General features: G+C 46.4%; 19 protein-coding genes and 1 pseudogene. 17 read left to right on the forward strand and 3 right to left on the reverse strand.

Going from position 1 to position 24,527, the window contains the following annotated elements:
• Window positions 1-186: 186 nt before the first annotated feature.
• The 3 genes from RA086_RS01960 to RA086_RS01970 all read left to right on the forward strand — a co-directional run bounded on the left by RA086_RS01960 (window position 187) and on the right by RA086_RS01970 (window position 3,302).
• The gene (locus tag RA086_RS01960) at window positions 187-1,464 is read left to right on the forward strand and encodes a UDP-N-acetylglucosamine 1-carboxyvinyltransferase (RefSeq protein ID WP_308702251.1); all 1,278 of its coding nucleotides are present in this window, start codon (window positions 187-189) and stop codon (window positions 1,462-1,464) included.
• A gap of 164 nt (window positions 1,465-1,628) precedes the next feature.
• A complete protein-coding gene (rho, locus tag RA086_RS01965; protein WP_308702252.1) occupies window positions 1,629-2,927 on the forward strand; it encodes a transcription termination factor Rho in 1,299 nt (432 codons plus the stop codon).
• Window positions 2,928-3,056: 129 nt separating this feature from the next.
• Entirely contained in the window at window positions 3,057-3,302 is a 246-nt protein-coding gene (locus tag RA086_RS01970) for a type B 50S ribosomal protein L31 (protein ID WP_137607813.1), read from the forward strand.
• Window positions 3,303-3,865: 563 nt separating this feature from the next.
• Here the strand turns inward: RA086_RS01970 and RA086_RS01975 are convergent.
• The gene (locus tag RA086_RS01975) at window positions 3,866-4,999 is read right to left on the reverse strand and encodes a baeRF6 domain-containing protein (protein ID WP_308702253.1); all 1,134 of its coding nucleotides are present in this window, start codon (window positions 4,997-4,999) and stop codon (window positions 3,866-3,868) included.
• 199 nt (window positions 5,000-5,198) lie between these two features.
• Between RA086_RS01975 and RA086_RS01980 the strand changes: the two genes are divergently transcribed.
• From RA086_RS01980 to RA086_RS02020, 9 genes and pseudogenes are all read left to right on the forward strand, one after another.
• Window positions 5,199-5,903: a class A sortase gene (locus tag RA086_RS01980; protein ID WP_308702254.1), complete on the forward strand. Its 705-nt coding sequence runs from the start codon at window positions 5,199-5,201 to the stop codon at window positions 5,901-5,903.
• Between the two features lie 80 nt (window positions 5,904-5,983).
• The gene (locus RA086_RS01985; protein ID WP_308702255.1) at window positions 5,984-6,544 is read left to right on the forward strand and encodes a LemA family protein; all 561 of its coding nucleotides are present in this window, start codon (window positions 5,984-5,986) and stop codon (window positions 6,542-6,544) included.
• A gap of 11 nt (window positions 6,545-6,555) precedes the next feature.
• Complete coding sequence (gene htpX, locus RA086_RS01990) at window positions 6,556-7,458, forward strand: zinc metalloprotease HtpX (RefSeq protein ID WP_308702256.1); 903 nt, start codon at window positions 6,556-6,558, stop codon at window positions 7,456-7,458.
• Between the two features lie 69 nt (window positions 7,459-7,527).
• The gene (locus RA086_RS01995; RefSeq protein ID WP_407659045.1) at window positions 7,528-8,307 is read left to right on the forward strand and encodes a hypothetical protein; all 780 of its coding nucleotides are present in this window, start codon (window positions 7,528-7,530) and stop codon (window positions 8,305-8,307) included.
• 299 nt (window positions 8,308-8,606) lie between these two features.
• Complete coding sequence (locus RA086_RS02000; protein ID WP_308702258.1) at window positions 8,607-9,983, forward strand: UDP-N-acetylmuramoyl-tripeptide--D-alanyl-D-alanine ligase; 1,377 nt, start codon at window positions 8,607-8,609, stop codon at window positions 9,981-9,983.
• 274 nt (window positions 9,984-10,257) lie between these two features.
• On the forward strand, window positions 10,258-11,892 hold the full coding sequence (locus RA086_RS02005) for a DEAD/DEAH box helicase (protein ID WP_308702259.1): 1,635 nt from the start codon (window positions 10,258-10,260) through the stop codon (window positions 11,890-11,892).
• Window positions 11,893-12,145: 253 nt separating this feature from the next.
• The gene (gene acpS, locus RA086_RS02010) at window positions 12,146-12,508 is read left to right on the forward strand and encodes a holo-ACP synthase (RefSeq protein WP_308702260.1); all 363 of its coding nucleotides are present in this window, start codon (window positions 12,146-12,148) and stop codon (window positions 12,506-12,508) included.
• The gene (gene alr / locus RA086_RS02015; protein ID WP_308704395.1) at window positions 12,508-13,635 is read left to right on the forward strand and encodes an alanine racemase; all 1,128 of its coding nucleotides are present in this window, start codon (window positions 12,508-12,510) and stop codon (window positions 13,633-13,635) included. The genes acpS and alr overlap by 1 nt, the downstream gene beginning before the upstream one ends.
• 202 nt (window positions 13,636-13,837) lie before the next feature.
• A pseudogene (locus tag RA086_RS02020) lies at window positions 13,838-14,231 on the forward strand (type II toxin-antitoxin system PemK/MazF family toxin).
• Window positions 14,232-14,906: 675 nt separating this feature from the next.
• On the opposite strand, the gene carB reads toward RA086_RS02020, so the two are convergent.
• Together carB and RA086_RS02030 are read right to left on the reverse strand one after the other, a co-directional pair.
• On the reverse strand, window positions 14,907-17,972 hold the full coding sequence (gene carB / locus RA086_RS02025) for a carbamoyl-phosphate synthase large subunit (protein ID WP_308702261.1): 3,066 nt from the start codon (window positions 17,970-17,972) through the stop codon (window positions 14,907-14,909).
• Window positions 17,965-19,035 carry a carbamoyl phosphate synthase small subunit gene (locus tag RA086_RS02030; RefSeq protein WP_308702262.1) on the reverse strand — a complete coding sequence of 357 codons (1,071 nt, stop codon included), beginning with the start codon at window positions 19,033-19,035 and terminating at the stop codon, window positions 17,965-17,967. The genes carB and RA086_RS02030 overlap by 8 nt, the downstream gene beginning before the upstream one ends.
• A 267-nt stretch (window positions 19,036-19,302) precedes the next feature.
• Between RA086_RS02030 and argC the strand changes: the two genes are divergently transcribed.
• From argC to argF, 5 genes are read left to right on the forward strand one after another with little or no spacing between them, the layout of a single operon-like run.
• Window positions 19,303-20,331, forward strand: coding sequence for an N-acetyl-gamma-glutamyl-phosphate reductase (gene argC, locus RA086_RS02035; protein ID WP_308702263.1), 1,029 nt, complete (start codon window positions 19,303-19,305; stop codon window positions 20,329-20,331).
• A gap of 17 nt (window positions 20,332-20,348) precedes the next feature.
• Window positions 20,349-21,557: a bifunctional glutamate N-acetyltransferase/amino-acid acetyltransferase ArgJ gene (gene argJ / locus RA086_RS02040; RefSeq protein ID WP_308702264.1), complete on the forward strand. Its 1,209-nt coding sequence runs from the start codon at window positions 20,349-20,351 to the stop codon at window positions 21,555-21,557.
• Between the two features lie 13 nt (window positions 21,558-21,570).
• Window positions 21,571-22,317, forward strand: coding sequence for an acetylglutamate kinase (gene argB / locus RA086_RS02045; RefSeq protein WP_308702265.1), 747 nt, complete (start codon window positions 21,571-21,573; stop codon window positions 22,315-22,317).
• Window positions 22,314-23,471: an acetylornithine transaminase gene (locus tag RA086_RS02050; protein ID WP_308702266.1), complete on the forward strand. Its 1,158-nt coding sequence runs from the start codon at window positions 22,314-22,316 to the stop codon at window positions 23,469-23,471. Before argB ends, RA086_RS02050 begins: the two co-directional genes overlap by 4 nt.
• On the forward strand, window positions 23,471-24,490 hold the full coding sequence (gene argF, locus RA086_RS02055; protein ID WP_308702267.1) for an ornithine carbamoyltransferase: 1,020 nt from the start codon (window positions 23,471-23,473) through the stop codon (window positions 24,488-24,490). The genes RA086_RS02050 and argF overlap by 1 nt, the downstream gene beginning before the upstream one ends.
• The last annotated feature ends 37 nt before the right edge of the window (window positions 24,491-24,527 follow it).

Here is a 24,527-nt window from a genome sequence, read left to right on the forward strand (position 1 = left end):
CGGCAAAATAACGTCAAAAATTTGCAGTTTCTTAATGAAAGCGATTAAATGAGATAAGTTCTCGATTTTCTGGTTCGAAAAGATTACAGTTTCCTGATATTGGTTGTTTTTTTGCATGACATTCTTTATTATGGTTAATGATTGTATTGTACAGTGTGACACTTATTTAGCGAGGAAAGTTATGTTATGAAAAAAATGATTATCCATGGCGGAAAAAGACTTTCTGGGGAATTAACGATCGGTGGCGCAAAAAATAGTACCGTCGCACTGATTCCTGCTGCGATTCTTGCAGACACTCCGGTCCGATTTGATACGGTTCCGCATATCTTAGACGTTCACAATTTAAAAATTATTCTGGAATCGATGAATGTCCATTCCACTTTTGAAAACGATGTATTAACGATTGATCCAACTCAAATTATTGAATCCGAATTACCAAGTCACGCAATTAAAAGCCTGCGTGCATCTTATTACTTTATGGGGGCGTTACTCGGCCGTTTTAACCGAGCAACGGTAACCTTTCCTGGCGGGGACAATATTGGTCCGCGGCCGATTGACCAACACATTAAGGGATTTAAAGCCCTTGGTGCGAACGTGGTCGAAAAAAATGATTCTGTTTTTATCTCAACTGGAACAGAAGGCCTGCATGGCGCCCGGATCTTTTTAGATGTGGTTTCAGTTGGGGCAACCATCAACATTATTTTGGCTGCCGTCAAAGCACACGGGACGACGACCATCGAGAATGCTGCCAAAGAACCAGAAATTATTGATTTAGCGACTTTTTTGAATAACATGGGTGCCAAAGTACGTGGTGCCGGTACGGATGTGATCCGAATTGAAGGGGTCCAATCGTTACGGTCACGTGCAACGCACACCATTATTCCTGATCGAATTGAAACGGGAACTTATTTGTCATTAGCTGCGGCGATTGGTGACGGGGTCTTACTCAAGAACGTCATTCCAGAACATATGGAATCCTTCACTGCGAAAATGATTGAAATGGGCGTTGACTTGCAAATCAACGAAGATAGTATTTACGTGCCACGAGTCGGCGAATTAAGTCCAGTTCGGGTTAAAACGATGACCTATCCTGGGTTTGCAACCGACTTACAACAGCCTATTACGCCGTTATTATTACGTGCTAACGGAAATAGTGTCGTGATTGACACGATTTATCCACAACGAACGCAACATATTGCCCAGTTACGCAAAATGGGGGCAGATATTCATGTCCAAGACAACTTAATTGTTGTGGGACATTCGGCCCATTTACAAGGCGCCCACGTTGAAGCGGGAGAAATCCGTTCGGGGGCAGCCTTGATGATTGCCGGTTTAACGGCCAGCGGGACTACTGTCATTTCCCGTGCAGATAATATCTTACGGGGGTATGATCGCGTGATTGATAAGTTGCATACCTTGGGAGCCGATGTCGAGATTGCGGCGGATGAACAAGAGACCGTGTAAAGCACAGCCACTGAATATGTTGCAGTGATCCAATGAAAAACGTTAGGAAGTAGTCTATTGTTTTGTTGAAAGCTAGCCCGACAAACAGTGGCGCGTCACAACAATTAACTAGGTCGAAAGTACGATTTCAACAGCCAATCACAAGCTGAGAAAGAGCAGTGATAATGGAAAAGATTTTAACGATGCACGACCTTGAGCAAAAAACACTCAAGGAAATCTATACGTATGCCCGTGATTACAAAATTCAATATTATTCACAAATGAATAAAAAGGAATTATCACTGGCCGTTTTACGTGAACAAGACAAGAAGCGCGGCTTTGTCCAAATGGAGGGTGTCCTCGAAATAATTGGGCAAGAAGGCTACGGCTTTTTGCGACCAATCAATTATGGCCCCTCACAAGAGGATATTTACATTTCGCAGTCGCAGATCCATCGGTTTGGGTTGCGGAATGGCGATTATGTCGCTGGACAAGCCCGACCGCCCAAGCCTAATGAACGTTATTATGGCTTAATGCGAGTCGGTACCGTTAATGGCAAGGACCCCAATGAGGCGCGTCAACGACCGCATTTTCCGGCATTGACACCTTTATATCCACACCGACAAATTAAACTATCAACGACCCAACAGATTTTGTCGACACGGTTAATTGATACCTTTATTCCGATTGGTTTTGGGCAACGGGGCTTAATTGTCGCACCGCCTAAAGCAGGGAAGACCACTCTACTGAAAAACATTGCGAACGGCATTATGACGAATTATCCAGATGCCAAGTTGATCATGTTACTCATTGATGAACGGCCCGAAGAAGTGACTGACTTAGAACGGTCGATCAAGGGTGAAGTCGTGAGCTCGACCTTTGATCAGCAACCGCAAAATCATGTCCGTGTGGCTGAATTAGTCTTGGAACGGGCCCGACGGTTAGTTGAAGACAAGCAAGATGTCATCATTTTGCTCGATTCGATTACACGGTTGACGCGCGCCTATAACTTAACGATGCCATCCAGTGGTCGGACACTTTCTGGTGGGCTAGATCCAACGGCTTTCTACAAGCCCAAACGGTTCTTTGGCTCTGCCCGAAATATTGAAGAGGGCGGTAGTCTAACAATTTTAGGGACTGCGCTCGTCGATACGGGTAGCCGGATGGACGACATGATCTATGAGGAATTCAAGGGAACTGGGAATTCTGAATTACAATTGTCGCGTGAGTTAGCGGAACGTCGGGTCTTTCCAGCACTGGATTTAAAGCAATCCAGTACGCGTAAAGAAGAATTGTTACTCAGCAAGGCTGCATTGGAGCCCGTTTGGCAAATTCGGCGGTCAATGGGTGGCAATTCATTGGAATACACTGAACAATTGTTGCAATTTTTGAAGCATTCTAAGACCAATCAAGACTTCTTGCATGATCTGGGCAGCTTGAAAATTGGCGGTGGTTCGGTGAATCGGCGCAAGCCACGACGGTAGGTCCAGCATTGATTACAAGTCACTGCCGCTTGACGTACCCTAGCTGTTCATGCTAAGATACAAAGGTTGATTTAAAACTATGATAATCTCTGTTTCAGCAAATGATTCAGGGCAAAGGAGCGTAATATTATGCAAAAAGGAATCCATCCAGATTACCACCAAGTTGTTTTCCAAGATTCAACAACTGGTTTCAAGTTCATCTCTGGTTCAACAGCAACGTCTGACGAAACTGTTGAATGGGAAGACGGTAACACTTACCCATTAATCCGGGTTGAAGTTACTTCAGACTCACATCCATTCTACACTGGTAAGCAAAAGTTCACCAAAGCCGATGGTGCGGTCGATCGTTTCAACAAGAAATACGGTCTCAAATAAGCATCGAATTTATAAAGCCAACCGACAATTGCCGGCTGGCTTTTTTAATAGTTTAAAGTTGTCCGTCTCCGTGGACCAGCACGTTCACCGTGGGGGCAGACCTGCAGCCAAGGAGCGGTCTGCAGGGCGCTTTCAAGCCGCAGTCCACGTCTTAAAAGTCGGCCAGACACTAACCTGGGCAAAACCACCCAGCTAAGTGTCTTGACACGGTGATCGTACTGGTCCACTCCGACGTCGAATAGTGATTTATTAAAAATAATATTGATAAAATCAGTATCAATGAAAGGCCAATTACATTAGAGTCACTAATTTAGCGCAGAGCGTCCCAAGCGGAGGGAACAGTTGGACCGAACACGTTTCGACTGCTGGTGAATTTTCCAGCTTAGAGAAAGCCCGGCTTGTGAGACCGTCCTTTGGCTCACAAACGTGGCCACCACGTTCCAGCATCAGTCCAGACCAACCGGAGCGGCAAGCTAACTGGACAACATGGTCGTCACACGATAAAAAAGCTGGTCATGGCAAATCCGCAGATTGCCATGACCAGCTTTTAAGTTATAGCTTGTTTAGTAACGTAATAATGCGAGAGCCGCAGTTTCAACGGGCATCCGTTCCGCGGGGATAATTCGGATCTGGCCTTGTTTACTCATCACGACGTCTACGAGGTCATCAATTAAGTTATCTGGTAAAGCTAAGCCAGTTGTTTGTAAGCCATCCGCAGTCATCGTGCCGCTGACTTGGGCATCCGCCGCGACAATCAAAGTGTCGATACGGCCGTGTAACGCGGGCGTGATCATGTCGAATGGATCATCAAGTGCTAGCTGGCGTGATTTAGCAGTGTCATAACGTTCTAACAAGATATCAGCCAGTTGCGTGTGCCAAGCGGTTTGTACCGGTTCGGTCGCAGTCTGGATCTCCGCAGTCGTTAAGTCATTTGGCGACCGTTTGACCATCAAATGTTGTGACAAATAAGGATTCTTGCTCAGCTTGCGGTACATTGCTTGATTGGCGGGTAAGCCCATCAGGATTAAGGGCCGTTGAGTTGCCTGCGACCGTTCACGAACATATTGATCCACTTGCAAGTAATAGTTGCGTTGATCGACGGCCCGTTCTTCCGCCTTGGCGTTATGGCCGTGATAATTGACCCCATGAGCGGGACTGGAATTAAAGTTTAAGTCACCGCCGCGTTTTTCTTCGCCGAGGGCTTGTTTCATGGTGGCGGGGGCGTCCTCAGGTAAGTTGACTTCAACGAAATCGCCTTGCCGTTGATGATACATGGCCATCGTGGTTTCACTGATAGCCAATAGATCAAAGTCAAATTGATGCTGGCGGTCTGCTAAAATTGGTCGGATTGGCGGCATACTATTGACACTCACGTGGTTTTCAGTTGGAATCTGTAAGTCAAAGATTCGTAAGGTTTCCGCGTTAACCACTAGCCCCGTTTGTGGCCCGGTATGTTGTAGCCAGAAACTATTGTCATCGGTTAAAGCATCTAGTTGGGCTTTAAAGGGGGCAAAATCGGTTTTAGGAAAGTGTTGGGCCAACTGGGTCTGGGCTTCAGTCACGAGTTGTTTGAGTTGTAAACGGCGGTGAGTTAAGTCATTTAGAACAGCTTCAGTATTCAGATAAATGGCGATGAATGGTCCCGCATCGCGCTGTTGCATTAATTGGTTAAGATCATTTTTTACCATAATATCCATAGGTCCAACCTACTTTCTTTAGTTGATACTATCAGGATAACAGACCCGATAATGATTATGCAAGCGTTATGATTTGAATAAGCTTTTTTTAATTATTGAAAAAAGTCAAGGCCAGTACTTTCTTATTGGCGCTAATTAAGGTATATTTACCGTAGACCGCAATTGTTTGAGTGGTTAAGCATATGGGAGGATGGAAAATATGAAGCCGAAGCAACATCGGGTTTTAAAGTGGTTAGGCCGCGTGGTGTTTGTGCTTTTGATTGCGCTGTCATTGGCATTGATCTTCAATGAACAAATCAAGAGTTGGTTGGTCAGTTCATACGCGCCCACGGTCACGACGAAATCCGTCGCTAAGAACAAAAAGAAAAAAGGTAATTTTGATTTTACGAAAGTGAAGTTGCTGGATTTTCAAACCGTCGCTAAAGCTCGTTTGAATAAGAGTTCGATCAATGTGATCGGCTCGATCTCGATTCCAGACGTTGACTTGTATTTGCCAATCGGTAAAGGTGTCAGCAACGAAACGTTGGCTTTAGCAGCGGGGACGATGAAAGCTGATCAGCAGATGGGGACTGGCAACTATGCGTTAGCCGGTCATCACATGATCAAGCATGGTGCGCTATTTAGTCCGTTGTACTATAAGAGTAAGGTTGGTCAGATGATTTATTTGTCCAACGCTAAGAGAATTTATGCTTATAAGACGAGTGAACGCACGTTTATTAAAGCAACGGATGTCCAAGTGATCAACGATGTGCCTGGTCAAAAACTGGTCACCTTGATTACTTGTGATAAGACGGGGGCTGGCCGATTAATGATCCAAGGGAAGTATGAAAACTCCTGGTCGTTCTCGCAAGCGCCAGCAAGCGTTCAAAAATCATTCACGAGTCACTTTAATAACAAATATTAAATTTTGACGACTGACTGTGGTTCGCTTTCGTTTCACGTTACAATAGAGTAGTAGTAAATTATTTGAGGAGGTCCCACTTGATGGTAGGATTAATTATTATTGCGGTCATTTTAATCGTGATTGCAGCCTATGTGATCATCTATAACGGGCTGGTCAAGTCACGGATGTACACGCAAGAAGCTTGGAGCCAGATCGACGTGCAATTAAAACGGCGGAATGATTTGATTCCAAACTTAGTTAGCACGGTGAAAGGGTATGCGAAGCACGAAAAGAGCACCCTGGAACAAGTCGTTTCATTACGTAATCAATTGACGCAACTGCCTGCTGGTGATCATCAACAAGCGATGGCCGTTTCGGATCAATTGACGAGTTCATTAAAAAGTATTTTTGCGTTGGCCGAAGCGTATCCTGATTTAAAGGCGAACCAAGAATTCAGTAAATTAATGGAAGAATTGACTAACACAGAAAATAAGATTGCTTATTCACGGCAACTCTTTAATTCTAGTGCGGCCAGTTACAACATGAAGTTACAACAATTTCCATCAAACTTGGTTGCCGGTGTTCATCACTTTAAAAAGGTTGAATTCTTGGCTGTTCCTGAAGCAGAAAAGGAAGCACCTAAAGTTTCATTTGATGATTAGAGGTTATGCCCATGTTATTTGAGCAAATTGCCCGCAATAAGCGGCACACGATATACGTGATGGCCGCTTTTGTCGTGTTAGTGGCCGTAATTGGCGCCGCGGTCGGGTATGTATTTTTTGATAGTACGGTCGCTGGCCTGATCTTGGCCTTAGTCGTGACCTTGTTTTACATTGGTATCATGGTCAGTGAGTCGACAAATATCGTCATGAGTATGAATCATGCCCGTGAATTGCATTCAGCGGATGATGATCCAGAATTGTGGCATATTGTGGAAGATATGGCGTTAGTGGCGAAGGTCCCCATGCCCAAAGTTTTCATTATTGAAGATGAGAGCCCGAATGCCTTTGCGACTGGCAACAATCCCGAACATGCGGCAGTTGCCGTCACGACTGGGATTCAAGCCCGTTTGAATCGTGAAGAGATGGAAGGCGTTATTGGGCATGAAATGACCCATATTCGCAACTATGATATTCGGTTACAGACGATTGCTTTAGCGTTAACCGCAGCGATTAGTCTCTTGGTCAATTGGGGGTTAAACTCTTTTTGGTGGGGTGGCGGTCGGCGCCGTGATAATGATCGTGAAGGTGGCAATGGTAGCGTACAGCTGATCTTGATGCTAGTTTCAATCGTTTTGATCGTGTTGGCACCGTTAGCTGCGAGTCTAGTACAATTGGCCTTGTCTCGAAATCGTGAGTACTTAGCGGATGCGGGGGGCGTGGAACTGACTCGAAATCCCCAAGGCTTGATTGATGCTTTGACTAAGATCGATGACAGTCAGCCCATGAAAGCCGCGGACCCTAGCAGTGCGGCGCTATATATTTCAGACCCATTTAAGGCCAAAAAATCGTGGACGCATTTATTTGATACACATCCACCGATGGCTGATCGGATTGCCCGATTGAAAAAGATGTGACAAAAGCCAGCTATTTGTAAGTGGACGGCTTATAATATAAATAAATAGATTGTTGAAAGAGTGAGTCCGGTGCAACGCAGATATATTTACGCCAATTTAGAAAAACTTGATAATTTAGTCTTTGCTTATGGCATTGACCAAAGCGATTTTGTGCATGGCATCAAACGGCTGCCTGACAATCTTGTCTCACTAGTCGGGGTTGACGACGATGTGCATGCGGTCAATGCCCATACTGGGTTGAACGTCATTAACGATGAGAATGAAATTCGGCGATACTTATTACAAAGTCATCCGTTGCCAGTCAAGTGGATGGACTACGATGAGGTTGGTGATTTAGATTTCTTGACCGCGACAGAGATTGCCGAAATCCTCTATCTTGGTCATATGGACCGACCGATTCGTTCCCCTTTTAATTATAAATTACGTAATCATTACGTGTTCTTGGAACAACGTAATGGCGGCATCAAGCTTTATTTCTATTATATTTCAGCTTTTAGTCATGTGTTGAGTGCTTCCATCGTGCGGCATACGTTGGCTGCTTATCGTGGTCGGCGGATGTTCATGCGGTCGTTGAGTGTTCCTAGGGTACCTGAGGACATTTTGAAGCAGTTGGTCCGTTTGATGCCAGATGGCTTGTTCATTTACTTTGATCAATTAATGGTGCGACAACGGCAACTGCTGGTGCCGGTGCATACTGAAATGGCGAATGACGATATTGAAGTCTTTGATCCAGCACGAACGGATGAGAACCGGCGAACCCATAACGTGGCGACGTTACGATTCAATCTAGTTTCTGGTGAATGGGGCTTGCAAGTCCATGACAAATTAGCTTTTGAAGATCATCTTTAAAAAATTGTTTAGCTAAAGCCCCCTTAGTTAGGTCAGTTGTCGCTGACTCTACTGAGGGGCTTTTTTAGTGAAAGTCGTTTGTTAAAGGGGAAAAAGCCTCCCGACATGGGTAAGAAGGGTCAAAATGGTCCAATAATATCGACGTAATTTAACCGTTCGTAGAGTCTAGACAGTCAAAGTGGTATAATTTCAAATGCGAGTAGCTAAAATTAATCGAGCTATACGAGAAGTAACGGACACATTAGTCAGTAAATTGGCGACTGCGATACTGGTCACCACGAATGGAGAGTTTAATTCATATGAAGATGCAAGTTACCGAAATTGCAAAGGCGGTTCAAGCGACTAACGCTGAACAAGCTTGGCCTGATGTCAATGTAACTGGGGTGGCTTTTGATAGTCGGCAGTTAAAGGCGGGGGACTTATTTATCCCGTTAATTGGCGCACAAGATGGTCATCAATTTATCCAAAATGCGATTGAACATGGGGCGGTCGCCACTTTATGGGCACAAGACCATGCGGACAGTGCCCCAAGCGACTTGCCAGTGATCTTAGTTGCCGACACTCTCAAAGCCTTGCAAGCCTTGGGTCGATATTACCTACAAAAGATTAATCCAAAAGTTGTGGCAGTGACGGGTAGTAATGGTAAAACAACGACTAAGGATATGATTGCCAGCGTACTAAGCACGCAATTCAATGTCACAAAGACGCATGCCAACTTTAACAACCAAATTGGTGTGCCGATTACGCTATTGAGCATGGAACCTAATACTGAAGTGGTGGTCGTGGAAATGGGGATGGATCACTTTGGCGAACTTGACTTCTTGAGTCGCCTAGTGGAACCAGACGTTGCTGTGATTACGATGATCGGAGAAGCACATATTGAGTTCTTTGGGACGCGTGATAAAATTGCCGATGCTAAGATGGAAATTGTCCATGGTCTTAAAGAAGACGGGACGTTCATTTTTAACGGTGACGAACCGCTGTTACAAGAACGGAGTGCGAAAGTCGATCAACGCAAACGGACCTTTGGTTTAAATGACACCAATACCTTAGCTGGGAGCGACGTGCAAACTAGTCGTGCCAGCACAAGCTTCAAAGCTAGTCTCTGGCCAGATGAAGCGTACACGATTCCAATGATGGGTGCCTATAATGTGAACAATGCGCTAGCCGCACTGTTGGTGGGAGACACGTTCCATATTCGACCAACGGCTGCTCAAAAGGCCATTGCGACCTTTGTCCCTACAGAAAATCGGACAGAATGGTTAACGGGTTCCGATGGCGAAGCGATTTTAAGTGATGTGTATAATTCTAACCCGACGGCTGCCAAACGGGTATTAGCAGCCTTTTCAGCGATCCCAACTAATGGCAAACGGATTGCCGTTCTCGGCGATATGTTGGAATTAGGGGATCAAGCAGATGTGTTACATGCTAGCTTGGCCAGCGAATTAGATCCAACGATGATTCAAAGCGTCTATTTAAATGGGTCACACATGGTTGCTTTAGCCAAAGCTTTAGCCACAAAGTACCCGGCAACGGCGATCCATTACTATCCAACCGCCGGCCAGCCCCAATTAATTGCAGACTTGAAAGCTGCGATTGGTTCAGATGATGAAGTCTTGTTAAAAGGCAGTCACGGGATTCATCTGGAAAACGTTTTGGCGGCGTTAGAAGCTTAGTTTAAATAAAAGTTTTAATGAATTTTCACCGATTGGTTTGAAAGGCCACTGGTGATTAACTGGGAAGTGGTGACGCTAACATAAATTAGCGGGCCACTTAACGCCGGTTAACCACCGGGGGTCTTTCTTGCTAATTTAGAATAACCGGTGTATGATAATTCAGTTGTACTATTTGAAAGTCAGGCCGTTGGCTTATATGACAGCGTATTACGGGGAACGGATTTTTTCCTAGCTGTCAGTAATCCCATGGCGTCATCCTTAGGAGGAAACATATTTGAAGTTTACAGAACTAGGCTTATCCGATAGCCTACTTAAAGCAGTTAACCGAGCAGGCTACGAAGAAGCCACCCCAATCCAAGCAGAAACCATTCCAATGGTGCTGAACGGGGAAGACGTGATTGGCCAAGCACAAACCGGTACTGGTAAAACCGCCGCGTTTGCATTGCCAATCCTACAACGTTTGGATTTTGATAATCATCATATCCAAGCATTGGTCATTTCACCAACGCGTGAATTGGCCATCCAAACTCAGGAAGAAATCTTCCGTTTGGGTAAAGACGAACGGGCGAAAGTCCAAGTTGTCTACGGCGGTTCTGACATCCGTCGTCAAATCAGAAACCTGAAGCAAAACCCACAAGTGATTGTTGGGACGCCAGGTCGTTTACTAGATCATATTCGTCGCGGCACGGTCAAATTAGACCATGTTAAGATGTTGGTCTTAGATGAAGCCGATGAAATGTTAGACATGGGATTCTTGGATGATATTGAATCAATTATCAAACAAGTTCCTTCAGAACGGCAAACGATGCTTTTCTCAGCAACGATGCCTCCTGAAATCAAACGCATCGGTGTTCAGTTCATGCATGAACCACACCATGTAAAAATTAAAGCTAAAGAATTGACTGCCGATACGGTTGATCAATATTACGTTAAAGCTAAAGAATATGAAAAGTTTGATATCATGACGCGTTTATTCGATGTTCAGGCACCTGAATTGACGATCGTGTTTGGTCGGACGAAGCGTCGCGTTGACGAATTGTCAAAAGGCCTTGAAGCTCGTGGCTACAATGCTGCTGGGATTCATGGTGACTTGAGTCAACAACGTCGGACGCAAATCATGCGTCAATTCAAAGCTGGTAAATTGGATATCTTAGTGGCAACCGATGTGGCTGCTCGGGGACTTGATGTTTCTGGTGTAACCCACGTTTACAATTACGATATTCCACAGGACCCAGATAGTTATGTTCATCGGATTGGCCGTACTGGTCGTGCCGGACACAAAGGGGTTTCATTGACCTTCGTGACACCGAACGAAATGGAATACTTGCGGGTCATTGAAAAGTTGACCAAGAAGCGCATGTTACCATTGAAGCCACCAACAGATGCTGAAGCTTTTGCCGGCCAAATTGCCGCTGCGGAAGCTGATGTGGATACGTTGGTTGCTAAGACCAAGACTGAAAAGTATGCGGATCAAGCTGCAGAATTATTGCAAAAATATGATGCAACTGATTTGGTTGCGGCATTGCTTAACGATTTAACTAAGGACGACGCTAACGCCGTACCAGTTAAGATCACGCCAGAACGTCCATTACCTCGTCACAAGGGTGGCGGCGGCAATCGTCGTGGCGGTGGTGGTTATCGTGGTGGTAACCGCAATCGTAATCGTAGCAGTAACAGTCATGGTGGCGGTAGCGGCCGTGGTGGTTATTCGCACAATGGTCGTAGCCGTGACCGTGATGATCATCGTAGTAGTGACCATCGTGGCGGTGGCGAACGCCGTGGTAATGATCGCAAGAGCAATGGTTACAAGAGCCGCAGTCGTGAAGACAACCGCAGCAACAACCGTAACCATGATGAAGGCCGTAAGCAAAGTAGCAAACGGAACTTCACCATCCGCACGAACGATTAAGCTGAATAATTGAAATAACAAACTAATTGATGTCTTAATCGTCGGTTAGCCGAAAAGTCGAGCGTATGCTCGGCTTTTTTTGTGGCGATTGATGCTAAAATTAGGGTAGTCGTTGCTGTCATCTGACGGTTTCTGGGCAGTAGACTTGCCGAGCTTTCATGATTTAATGAAAAGATTGCGTGCTAATCGCCCTGTTATGTCGGCGATAACTGTGGTAAATTGGAAACATCATCAATGAAAGGCGGCCGCGTAAATGATTATTGGCACAGGAATTGACTTAACTGAATTAGCACGAATTGCTAAAATGTTACAAGCTGGGTTGAAATTGCCAGAGAAAGTTTTGACGCCAGCGGAACTTGCCGTTTTTTCCGGCTATGGGCCTAAACGCCAAGTTGAATTTTTAGCCGGCCGCTTTTCAGCTAAGGAATCGTATAGCAAAGCCTTTGGTACGGGGATTGGCGCTAAAGTTGGGTTTCAAGATGTTGAAATTCTCGATAATGCGCTGGGTCGACCAGAAATCACCCGTCAACCGTTTACGGGCACGGCCTGGATTTCGATTTCACATACGGATCAATTAGTGATGACACAAGTTATTTTGGAAAGAGGCAAATCGTGATGGTTGTAATTGGGGAACACCGCCACACGCAAGTTAAGATTGACTTGCAGGCAATTAAACACAATATTAATGAAGAAATGACTCGCAAAGACCCATTGACAGAATTATGGGCCGTTGTTAAGGCGAATGGCTATGGACATGGGATTATTCAAGTCGCGCAAGCCGCCAAGCAGGCCGGTGCGACTGGCTTTTGTGTCGCAATTTTGGACGAAGCTTTAGCTTTACGTGCCGCCGGACTGGTTGAACCAATTTTAGTTTTAGGGATTACCGAACCGGAATATGCGCCGTTGATTGCTGAAAAAGACATTTCTGTCGCAGTTGGCTCACAAGCTTGGTTAGACCAGGCTGAAAAAGTTTTAGCGGCGAATCACGTTGCCCAACCGCTACATGTCCATTTGGCATTAGACACTGGGATGGGTCGGATTGGGTTTCAAACGCCGGCTGAATTAGCCGTGGCAGTCAAAACATTGGCTCAAGCCAACTCACCGTTTGATTTTCAAGGAATCTTTACGCATTTTGCAACCGCTGATCAAGCAGATGATACGTATTTCACTCATCAGTTGGACAATTGGAAGGCCTTGATTGCGGTTGTCCCAGAGTTACCGCGTTACGTTCACGTTTCAAATTCGGCGACTAGTTTGTGGCACCAAGCTTGCAATGGCAACATGATTCGTTTTGGAGTCGCTTTATATGGGTTGAATCCATCAGGAACGGATTTAAGCGCGCCTTATCAATTACAACCAGCACTTAGCCTGACCGCAGAATTGTCATTTGTTAAAAAGTTAGCGCGGGGCAAGTCTATCAGTTATGGTGCGACTTACACGGCTGATCAAGATGAATGGATTGGGACCGTGCCGATTGGTTACGCCGATGGTTACGAACGGCGGCTACAAGGTTTTCATGTCTTAGTAGCTGGTCAGTTTTGTGAAATTGTCGGTCGGGTCTGCATGGATCAAATGATGGTGCGGTTACCAAAGCCAGTTCCAGTTGGGACTAAGGTCACACTAGTTGGATCTGATGGTGATCAAGAGATTTCATTACAGTCAATCGCAGACTATTGTGGGACGATTCATTATGAAATTGCTTGTGGTTTAGCCCCACGATTGCCAAGAGTTTATACTGAATAATAAGTATTTTTATCGCCTGATAAGGGATGCAAAAAGCCTTTATTCAGGCTTTTTTGGTGATTTTGACCAAGGATGGAGTGGGTAAACAGTTGCTAAAAGTTAAGAGTTCATGCTATTATTAAACTCAAGTATGGTCACAGCTAGCGCAGGCAACGGGGAGGTTAGTTGGATCATTAGCATCAGTAAAAAGGGAGATGAGGCGATGGCCGCAGCTGACATTAAGCGTGGTGATATTTTTTATGCTGATCTTTCACCGGTCGTAGGGTCTGAACAAGGCGGGATGCGACCAGTGTTAATCGTCCAAAATAACGTCGGGAATCATTATAGTCCAACAGTGATTGTCGCTGCCATTACGGCTAAGGTTCAAAAGGCCAAAATGCCCACGCATGTGAATATCAATGCCGCTCATACCGGGATTGAAAAAAAATTCGGTTGTGCTTTTAGAACAGGTTCGGACAATCGACAAACAACGATTAAAGGACCGTGTCACGCACTTAGATGAACAAACCATGCAACGAGTCGATAATGCGTTGCAGATCAGCATTGGACTAGCTGACCGTGCCAAACGTCGACCACGCCGTACCATGCAACATTAGTTAATTGATGGGGATCGTCATTTACATAATTGATTCGTTTCGGTGTGATTTACCGAGCGCAACTAAAAAGCAGTTTCGCAATTAGTCAAAATGGCTAGTTGTGAAGCTGCTTTTTTTGTTGGTTTAGAATTTGGCTCATCACGGTTACCATCAATACATCATCGTCGCGTTCACATTTGAAATAAGTCCTTAATCGTCCGTCTCCGTGGACCAGCTCGTTTGCCGTGGGGCAGACCTGCAGCCAAAAACCGGTCTACAGGGCGCTTTCAAGCCGAAACCCACGTCTTAAAAGTCAGTCAAACACTAACCTGGGGAAAACCGCCCAGCTAAGTGTTTCGACACGGCAAATGAGCTAGTCCGCTCCGACGTTAAATAGTCGTTCAGATAAAGAGAAAATTCAGTGAAAATGAAAGACTAATTGATGGTTAGGAGTGCTAATTAGCGCAGGTTGGGCTAGAGGATGCTCAGTGGTGAAGTTTTCCTTTGTTGGTGGTTTTCCAGCTTAGGTAAAGCCCGGCTTGTGAGACCGTACTTTGGCTCACAAACGTGGCCACCATGTTCCAGCATCAGTCCAGACCAACCGGAGCGGCAAGTTAAATGAAAATATGAGTGTTGCCACACTGACATGCCAAAATATGGATGCTTTTTTACATCAGCAATTAGACTGTGGATAACTTAATTGATCACATGCTCTGCAGTCGTCGTCACTGTGACTAACGTCTTCAAAGTATCAAGGGCGGTGACCATTGTTTTAGCATGATTCAATGCCCAGAAAATTAAGGGTGCACCGGGTTCGGCCGCTAGACTAAAAATCACAGCCGGTGTTTCAGTTGGCAAGTTGGTCGGGGTGATCGCCACGGTCATAGCAATGTCTTGATCTTTAGCCCAAGCCTGTACTGCGGGCATCGCCCAAGTTTCTGAGTCGGTGATAATGCCGTCACTTAACTGCCAGTTTTCTAAGTGATAACTGTCGGCCATTGCGGTGTGCCAAGCTTGACCAAAAGTTTTCCCCAGGCCAATGGTTTCACCAGTGGATTTCATTTCCGGACTCAACTTGGTGGGCATTAGCGGTAATTTATTGAATGAAAAAACAGGCGCTTTGATAGCAACTTGAGCTATTTGGGGTAGCAAACCCGCTGGTAAACCTAAGTCGGTCAAGGACTGACCTAAAATCAATTTGGTGGCGAGCTGAGCTAATGGGCGTTTGAGAACTTTACTCATAAATGGCACCGTCCGGCTTGCTCTGGGATTCACGTCAATAACATAAACTTGATCCGTGATGACGAACTGAATATTCATCAAGCCGATACAATGTAAACTTTTGGCTAATTGGGTGGCAATCGTCACGATTTGTTGTTGAACGGCTGTGGCTAAGTTTTGTGGTGGATAAACCGCCATTGAATCGCCAGAGTGAACGCCAGCGCCTTCGACATGTGACATAATCCCTGGAATACAAACGTTGTGCCCATCTGCAAGCACGTCGACTTCACATTCTTGACCGGCCAAATAGTGATCCATCAAGATAGGTGCCCCATGTCCAGCCGCAACGGCCGCTTTGATGACGGGCGTTAACGCACTGGCCTTGTGGACAACTGCCATGGCCCGACCGCCTAAAACAAAGCTGGGCCGGACTAGCAGGGGATAACCCACTTTTATCGCAGCTGCCTTTGCTTCAACCAGGTTGGTGACCGTTGTTCCGGTTGCTTGAGCAATATGATGTTTTGCTAGCAAAGCAGCGAAGGCTTGTCGATTCTCGGTTAAGTCAGTGGCGGCCACACTAGTCCCTAGGATGTTGACGCCATGTGCAGCCAGTTGTTTAGCGAGATTAATGGCTGTTTGCCCACCAAATTGAACGATAACGCCTAATGGTTTTTCAAGTTGGATAATCGGTAATAGGGCTTCGAGCGTTAGTGGCTCAAAGTAAAGTTTGTCTGAACTTGAGAAATCGGTCGACACGGTTTCAGGATTATTATTCACCACAATGGCATGGTAACCAGCTTGCTGAATGGCCTTGACGCAATGGACGGTCGTGTAATCGAACTCAATGCCTTGACCGATACGAATGGGTCCCGCACCAAGCACGAGTACGCTATGTCCGAGCGGCTGACTTTCGGTCGTCTGCCCAAAGGCGGTGCTGTAGAAATAAGGTGTCGCACTGGCAAACTCACCGGCACAAGTATCCACCATTTTGTAAACCAAGGGTTGTGAGGCGGTCGTGGCGAGAATTTCGTTTGGCGTTAACCCACTATAGTGGGCCATCGTCGCGAGACTGAGACCGTATTTTTTAGCGGTTAAGAGTCGAGTAGCTGTCGGTTGCTGTTGTAGCCCTTGGATCAGACGACTAATGTGTTGTAATTTGCTTAAAAAGAATGGTGTAATCTGCGTCAAAGCGGCTAGTTTAGCGAGCGGCCAGTGTTTGGCGAACGCCGCGAATAAATAAAATAATCGTTGATCCGTCGGGTGTGTGAGTGCCGCTAACAGTTGTGCGGTCGTCACGTGACCCAGTGGTAAAAGCGTGGTCTGCACTGTGGCAGTCGTTTCCAATGACGCCACGGCTTTTAGTGTCGCTTCTTCTATCGTGGTACCAATCGCCATCACTTCACCGGTAGCCTTCATTTGGGTCCCTAAATGGGCATCCGCCGTTGGAAATTTGTCAAAAGCAAAGCGTGGAATTTTGGCGACCACATAATCTAGTGCCGGTTCAAAAGCGGCATAAGTGGTTTGGGTGACTGGATTCTTGATTTCAGATAAATTGAAGCCGACCGCAATTTCAGCGGCAATTTTTGCAATTGGATAACCGGTGGCTTTAGACGCCAACGCAGAAGAACGACTGACTCGCGGATTCACTTCAATGACGGCGTATCGTGAGGACTGCGGATCTTGGGCTAACTGAACGTTACAACCGCCTTTAATATCCAGAGCTTCTACAATAGTTAGCGCCACGGTTCGCAATCGTTGTAATTCGGTATCTGTCAGAGTCTGGGCGGGCGCATAGACGATGGAATCCCCAGTATGGATGCCGACTGGGTCAAAATTTTCCATTGAACAAACGATGAGCTTAGTGCCCAGATTATCACGCATCACTTCAAATTCGATCTCTTTGAAACCCGCGATACTTTGTTCGATCAAGCATTCATTGACCGGTGATAAGGTCAGCCCACGTTGTAAAATCTGAGTCAGTTCGGCTGGATTGGTTGCAATCCCACCACCAGACCCCCCTAAGGTAAAGGCTGGCCGCACAATGACAGGATAACCGATCTTGGCTGCAAAGGTTAACGCCGATGCCACGTGATGCACCGTTGTACTAGCCGGAATGGGCTGTTGGAGCTGGGTCATTAAGTGTTTAAAAGCAGCCCGGTCTTCGGCTTGATTGATCGTCTTGAGCGAGGTTCCTAATAATTGAATATGAAGTCGTTGCAAAATGCCAGCCTGATCGAGTGCCATGGCTAAGTTAAGGCCAGTTTGACCGCCTAGGGTTGGCAACAAGGCATCGGGACGACTCTTTTCGAGAACCGCGGTCACGCTGGTCAAGGTTAAGGGCTGCAGATAAACCTCATCCGCAGTCCCGTCATCCGTCATGATGGTTGCGGGGTTGGAATTGATGAGAATCACGTGGTAACCGGCCGTTTTCAAGCTTAAACAAGCTTGAGTACCAGCGTAGTCAAACTCGGCGGCTTGGCCAATTTTGATAGGGCCGGACCCAATCACGGCAACCGACTTAATTTTGGTATTTTTAGGCATTGGCAATAGCCTCCTGTTGGATGGATTGAATAAATTGATCAAAAAATTGGCTGGCTTCTTGTGGCCCCGGATGAGCTTCGGGATGAAATTGAACCGATTGGACCTTTTGATGGGGCAAAGTTAGCCCTTCAATACTGCCATCATTTAATTCGGTATAGGTGACTTGTAAGGGGGTGTTTGCAATAGAGGCCGGGTCGACCGCAAAATCATGATTCTGAGCAGTCATCATGACCGCCCCCGATGGCACTGCTTGCACAGGATGGTTTAAGCCATGATGACCAAAGGGAAGTTGATAAGTCGTGGCCCCAAAAGCACAGGCAATCAATTGATGGCCGAGACAAATTCCAGCTAACGGATAGGTAGCTGCTAACCGTTTAATGGTCGGGAGCACGTGGTGGTAAGTTTGTGGGTCACCGGGACCATTTGAAAGTAAAATTCCGTCGGGTTGATAAGTTGCGATCGTTTTAAAGGTTACTGTAGCTGGCACGCTGATGACTTGGCAACCGCGCGCTAATAGGGCATCCTCAATGGCTTGTTTTTCACCAAAATCCATGATAACAATCTTGGGTTGCTGACCAGTTGGCAGGCCCACCGGCAAAGGTCGGGTGGTCAGCTGTTTACGTGGAATGGCGGCGTATTCGGCCTGAAAGTCATGGACTGGTTGTGAAGTCAGTAAGGCGGCTTGCGAGCCAAACTTGCGAAGATGGCTGGTCACGTCGCGGGTGTCAATCCCCGCGATGCCGGGCACGTGGTGGGCGATTAGAAAATGATCAAGTGTTTCACGACTCCCGTAATGGTCACTAAAATCAGCGAGTTCATGCACGATAATCGCCTGGGCACCCACGGCTTTAGCTTGATCAACGGTCGGGTCGATGCCGTAGTTCCCAATTAAGGGGTAAGTAAATGTGATCAGTTGATTTAAGTAAGAAGGATCAGTAATGGTTTCTTGGTAACCGGACATGCCGGTATTAAAAATGAGCTGGCCAGCACCAGCGCGATGGCGATCACCAATCGCCGTCCCAAACCATTGTGTGCCATCTGCTAAAGTTAGAAATTTTTGCATGTCATCGCGCCCTTTCTGATAAATCGGTTAAAATGTTTTTTGATTGTGAGCTTAGTAAACAATGGTTTTAAATTAAAGTCAAGCTAAAAATACATAAATTGTGAATATAATGACTAAAATCAGACTAAATATGCAAATATGATAAATTATCTGAATATTATTTCAAAAATGCTTGCATTTATCATTTGATGAGAATATAGTGTGAAACATGCTAATCGCATAAATATGCATTAATAAAAACAAAATTTGATTATTTGAGGTGATTTTATGCAAGTTGCGCTAGTCGGTGTTAGCGGTTATAGCGGCATGACGTTGTATGCGTTGTTAAAACAACATCCCGCCGTTGACCAGATTAATTTATATGGTCATGCCGGGAGTCAACCCGTCGCATTGAAGACGGTCGCACCCATGTACCAGAAAGAAACCGCAGTTATTCGACCTTTCGATGCTCAAGCGGTGATGGCTCAGAATGACCTGATTTTCTTCGCAACTTCTGCTGGGGTCACTAGTCAACTAGCCTTGCCGTTGATTGCTGAAAATTTTCCAGTAATCGATCTATCCGGCGACTTTCGATTATCAAACCCGGCACAATACACTAAGTGGTATCACCGCGCGGCAGCACCTGCTGAGGCGTTGGCGAAAGCCAGTTATGGTTTGGCAGATTTCAATCCGACCTTGACCACATATGTTGCCAATCCCGGTTGCTATGCCACGGCAACGTTGTTAGGCCTAGCACCATTAGTGCAACAACAGTTGATCAATCCCAACAGTATTGTGGTGGATGCTAAATCTGGCCTGTCCGGGGCTGGCAAAAAATTAACGCCGACCAGTCAGTTTGCGATGGTCAACGATAATTTACAACTCTATAAAGTCAATCAGCATCAACATATCCCAGAAGTGATGCAACAATTGAAAAAATGGTGGCCCGCAATCCCGGCTATCGAATTTACGACGACGTTGATTCCGGTGACGCGTGGCATTATGAGTTCAATATACGTGAAGGCCGCTCAAGCCACGACGACCGCAACAATTTTAGCCGCCTTTGAACAAGTTTATGGTGATCAGCCGTTTGTACAAATTTTGCCGGCGGGTGAGATGCCGACGCTAAAAGACGTCATTGGTTCAAATAATTGCGCGATTGGTGTGAACGTTAATCCAGTGACGAACACGATCTTTGTGGTAAGTGTGATTGATAATTTGATGAAGGGGGCGGCTGGGCAAGCGATTCAGAATTTTAATGCCTATTTCAATTTCGCCCCCACGACTGGCTTACCCACATTGCCAGTCTTTCCATAAGAGAGGAAGTTATGTCGATGCAAGTTTTAACGACGCAAAAATTTCAAACGGTCGCGTTCCAATGGCCAGCTGGTTTCTACAGTGATGGGATTCATATTGGGTTACGGAAAGCTAAAAAAGATTTTGGCTGGCTGTTTTCTAAGGTGCCAGCGGCCGCAGCGGGGACCTATACGACGAACCAATTTCAAGCGGCCCCAACGAAATTGACTAAAAATATGATCAATCAGGATCATCAGTTACAAGGCTTATTGCTCAATAGTGCGGTCGCGAATTCATGTACGGGTCAGCAAGGCTGGGATAATGCGTTACAAGAACAGCGCTGGTTGGCGAATAAATTAGCCGTCGCGCCCAGTTTAATTGGGGTCGCTTCAACGGGATTGATTGGGGCACAATTGCCGATGGATTTGATCAAAAATGGGCTACCACAATTAACGCCAACGAAGAGTGATGCGGTCACTTACGCTGTTCTGACCACCGATAAGCAGCCTAAGACGATTAGTGTTCAATGCGAGTTGAGTGGCAAACTTGTGACGATCACTGGTTTTGCCAAAGGTTCCGGGATGATTCATCCTAAAATGGCGACGATGCTTGGATTTGTGACCACTGATGCGCAAGTTGATGGTGACTTGTTGCAAACGATGCTCAGTGACAATGTTGAGTCAACTTTCAATCAAATTACGGTCGATGGCGATACGTCAACCAATGACATGGTCGTCACACTAGCAAATGGCTTGGCGGACAATCCGACCTTAGTGCCAGAGACGACTGATTATGAGATTTTTAATCAAGCGTTGCATGCAGTTTTGGGACAATTAGCACAGCAGATTGCTGCGGATGGCGAAGGCGCGACGAAATTAGTTGAATGTAACGTCTTGCACGCGGCCAACGAAGCAGATGGGCAAAAAGTGGCCAAGGCCATTGTGGGATCTAATTTAGTCAAAGCTGCGATTTTTGGGGAAGATCCTAACTGGGGACGCATTATTAGTACGATTGGTGCAACGGATGCGGCCATTGATATTGCAACTGTTGATATTGCGATGAACGGCATGAAATTAGTGACAGACAGTTTGGCCGTGCCTTTTGATGAGGCCGCAGTCAAAGCCACCCTGCAACAAGCCAAAATCATGATCGATGTTGATCTGCATCATGGGTCGGCCCACGGTCAAGCTTGGGGTTGCGACCTGACTTATAACTACGTCAAGATTAATGCCAGCTATCATACTTAAACGGAGGGCGCTAATGCAAAATTTAATTATCATCAAGATTGGCGGACAGGCCATTCAACAATTGCGCCCCAGTTTCTTTCAACAATTGGTGAGTTGGCGTAAGGCCGGTAAGCAGCTTTTGATCGTGCACGGGGGTGGACCGATGATTACTAAGCTGACGCAAAAATTACAGTTGCCCGTCCATAAAATCCATGGGTTGCGAGTGACCGATAGTGAAACGCTGGCTCTGACCAAACTGGTCTTACTGGGTGATGCACAACCCGCTTTACTCACCCAATTAGCGCAGCATGGTTTGCCGGTCGTTGGCCTGAATGCTGCGGATAATCAGTTGCTAACCGGTACTTATTTGAATCGCGCGCAGTTGGGCGCAGTCGGCCAAGTGACAAAAGTTAATGTGGCCGAACTACAGCGGCAGTTAGCGACCCACATTGGGGTGTTGGCACCATTGGCATTAACGACTACCGGTCAGTGGCTCAACGTCAATGCGGATATGGCAGCAACGGTGCTGGCCCAACAATTACAGGCTGAAAAACTGGTTTTGTTGACGGATGTGCCGGGGATTATGCAACATGGGGCGGTCATGACCACGTTGTCGCCGCACCAAGCGCAAGCTTTAACCCAGCAAGCCGTGATCACGGCCGGCATGCGACCCAAAGTTCAAGCGGCAATTCAAGCGATTCAAGCAGGCGTTCAGCAAGCGATTATTACGGACGCTATTGATCAACCTGGAACAGCAATCATTCAGGAGGCGGTAATATGAAATATGTCTATCCAACGTATCAACGATTTCCCTTTGAAATCAAAACTGGTCAAGGCAGTCATTTGACCGATAACCATGGCAAAACGTACTTAGATTTTACGGCCGGGATTGGCGTCTGTAATTTTGGCGTCCATCAGCCAGCGATTCAAGCTGCGGTGGCCGAACAATTAACGCAGATTTGGCATACTTCTAATTTATATGAAAGTTCATTACAGGATACGGTCGCCAAATTGCTCGTGCATGGGGAGGACCGGTTAGTGTTCTTCGCCAATTCGGGCACTGAAGCCAATGAAGCTGCCTTAAAATTAGCCCGTAAATATACGGGTAAAACGAAAATTTTGGCGTTCAATCAGTCTTTTCATGGGCGGACGTACGGGTCAATGTCGATGACGGGTAATCCTAGTATTCGCGCGGGCTACGCACCGTTAGTGCCCGACGTGGCCTTCGCTAACTATAATGATGACGCCGCGCTAGCCCAAATCACGCCAGATCTAGCGGCGGTTATTTTAGAAGTGGTGCAAGGCGAAGGTGGCGTGTTTGCCGGCAAACCGGCTTGGTTACAAGCAGTACAAGCTAAATGTCAGGCACAAGGCGTTTTATTTATGATCGATGAAGTTCAAACCGGTATTGGGCGGACTGGTTACCGTTTTGCTTATGAAGGTGCTGGCCTCGATCCAGATATTTACACGGTCGCTAAAGGTCTGGCGAATGGATTGCCAGTTGGGGCGATGGTTGGTCGGGCAAAGTTTGCCACTGCTTTTGGTCCTGGTAGTCATGGCTCAACTTTTGCCGGCAATCCACTGGCGATGGCGGCGGCTCAAGCGGTACTAACACAACTAACCCCGGCATTTTTAACTCATGTCCGGGCTAAATCGCAGCAAGTTTGGGCTGCTGTGACGCAACAAATTGCGGGGCTACCCATGGTTAAACAGGTTACTGGCAAGGGGCTCATGATTGGGATTCATTTAACGACTGAGGTGCCGGTAATCAAAGTCATGACTGCCTTGCAGCAGGCGGGACTGTTGACGTTATCCGCTGGCGACAATACGTTGCGCTTATTACCGCCATTAGTGATGCCAGTTGAAGAACTCTTACAAGGAATTCAAACAATTGCGACTGTCTTGCCCCAAGTTGAAACGGAGGTTGAAGTCTAATGACACATTTTGCCGGAAAATCATTTTTAAAAGAGTGCGACTATACGCCGCGTGAGCTGACTTACTTGATTGACTTTGCCAGCCATTTAAAACAATTGAAAGCCAAGCATATTCCCCATCCTTACATGCAAGGTCAAAATATCGCCTTACTATTCGAAAAAACTTCCACTCGGACGCGTTCGGCATTCACGGTCGCTGCCAATGATCTCGGGGCACGCCCTGAATTTTTAGGCAAAAACGACATTCAGTTTGGTCGAAAGGAATCGGTTATTGATACGGCTAAAGTGTTAGGGTCGATGTTTGATGGCATCGAATTTCGGGGCTTTTCGCAACAGACGGTCGAACAACTGGCGGCATATAGTGGGGTGCCGGTCTGGAATGGTTTGACGGATGAGTGGCATCCGACGCAGATGATTGCAGACTTTTTGACCTTAAAGGAACATTTTGGTCACTTGACGGGTTTGACACTGGCTTATGTCGGTGATGGGCGGAACAACATGGCTAATAGCTTGCTTGTGACGAGTGCCATGCTCGGTGTGAATTGCCATATCGGTGCCCCAGTTGATTTACAGCCAAGTGCGGCCGTAATTAAGTTAGCGCAAGCCTATGCGGCCCAATCTGGTAGTGAAATCTTGATTACAGATGAGCCACAGGCCGCGGTCACTGGTGCGGACGCGCTCTATACGGATGTCTGGGTCTCAATGGGAGAAAATGTGGACTATGGCGCGCGAATCAAGCAACTTTTGCCTTTCCAAATTAATGCCAAGTTATTAGCGGCGACTGGTAAAACAACGACCATCATTATGCACTGTTTGCCAGCCTTACATGACCATCAAACGGCCGTCGGGGCCGCCCTAGGTAAAAAGTATGATTTGGCGGCAATTGAGATCACGGATGAGGTTTTCAATGGCCCACAATCGGTCGTCTTTGAAGAAGCTGCTAACCGGATGCCAGCAATCAAGGCAATTATGGCGGCAACTGCGGGTCATTTATTTATTCCCGATCGGTTGTTTGACTAAATTTGCGACGACTGCGGCTGCGTGCTATGATGTAACT

Source organism: Lactiplantibacillus brownii (assembly GCF_031085375.1).
In the GTDB taxonomy this organism is placed as follows: domain Bacteria; phylum Bacillota; class Bacilli; order Lactobacillales; family Lactobacillaceae; genus Lactiplantibacillus; species Lactiplantibacillus brownii.

Excerpts from the sequence above, each read along its gene's own strand:
- RA086_RS01960 (WP_308702251.1), top strand. The coding sequence starts at position 187 with ATGAAAAAAATGATTATCCATGGCGGAAAAAGACTTTCTGGGGAATTA.
- rho (WP_308702252.1), top strand. The coding sequence starts at position 1,629 with ATGGAAAAGATTTTAACGATGCACGACCTTGAGCAAAAAACACTCAAG.
- RA086_RS01970 (WP_137607813.1), top strand. The coding sequence starts at position 3,057 with ATGCAAAAAGGAATCCATCCAGATTACCACCAAGTTGTTTTCCAAGAT.
- RA086_RS01975 (WP_308702253.1), bottom strand. The coding sequence starts at position 4,999 with ATGGATATTATGGTAAAAAATGATCTTAACCAATTAATGCAACAGCGC.
- RA086_RS01980 (WP_308702254.1), top strand. The coding sequence starts at position 5,199 with ATGAAGCCGAAGCAACATCGGGTTTTAAAGTGGTTAGGCCGCGTGGTG.
- RA086_RS01985 (WP_308702255.1), top strand. The coding sequence starts at position 5,984 with ATGGTAGGATTAATTATTATTGCGGTCATTTTAATCGTGATTGCAGCC.
- htpX (WP_308702256.1), top strand. The coding sequence starts at position 6,556 with ATGTTATTTGAGCAAATTGCCCGCAATAAGCGGCACACGATATACGTG.
- RA086_RS02000 (WP_308702258.1), top strand. The coding sequence starts at position 8,607 with ATGAAGATGCAAGTTACCGAAATTGCAAAGGCGGTTCAAGCGACTAAC.
- acpS (WP_308702260.1), top strand. The coding sequence starts at position 12,146 with ATGATTATTGGCACAGGAATTGACTTAACTGAATTAGCACGAATTGCT.
- alr (WP_308704395.1), top strand. The coding sequence starts at position 12,508 with ATGGTTGTAATTGGGGAACACCGCCACACGCAAGTTAAGATTGACTTG.
- carB (WP_308702261.1), bottom strand. The coding sequence starts at position 17,972 with ATGCCTAAAAATACCAAAATTAAGTCGGTTGCCGTGATTGGGTCCGGC.
- RA086_RS02030 (WP_308702262.1), bottom strand. The coding sequence starts at position 19,035 with ATGCAAAAATTTCTAACTTTAGCAGATGGCACACAATGGTTTGGGACG.
- argC (WP_308702263.1), top strand. The coding sequence starts at position 19,303 with ATGCAAGTTGCGCTAGTCGGTGTTAGCGGTTATAGCGGCATGACGTTG.
- argJ (WP_308702264.1), top strand. The coding sequence starts at position 20,349 with ATGCAAGTTTTAACGACGCAAAAATTTCAAACGGTCGCGTTCCAATGG.
- argB (WP_308702265.1), top strand. The coding sequence starts at position 21,571 with ATGCAAAATTTAATTATCATCAAGATTGGCGGACAGGCCATTCAACAA.
- RA086_RS02050 (WP_308702266.1), top strand. The coding sequence starts at position 22,314 with ATGAAATATGTCTATCCAACGTATCAACGATTTCCCTTTGAAATCAAA.
- argF (WP_308702267.1), top strand. The coding sequence starts at position 23,471 with ATGACACATTTTGCCGGAAAATCATTTTTAAAAGAGTGCGACTATACG.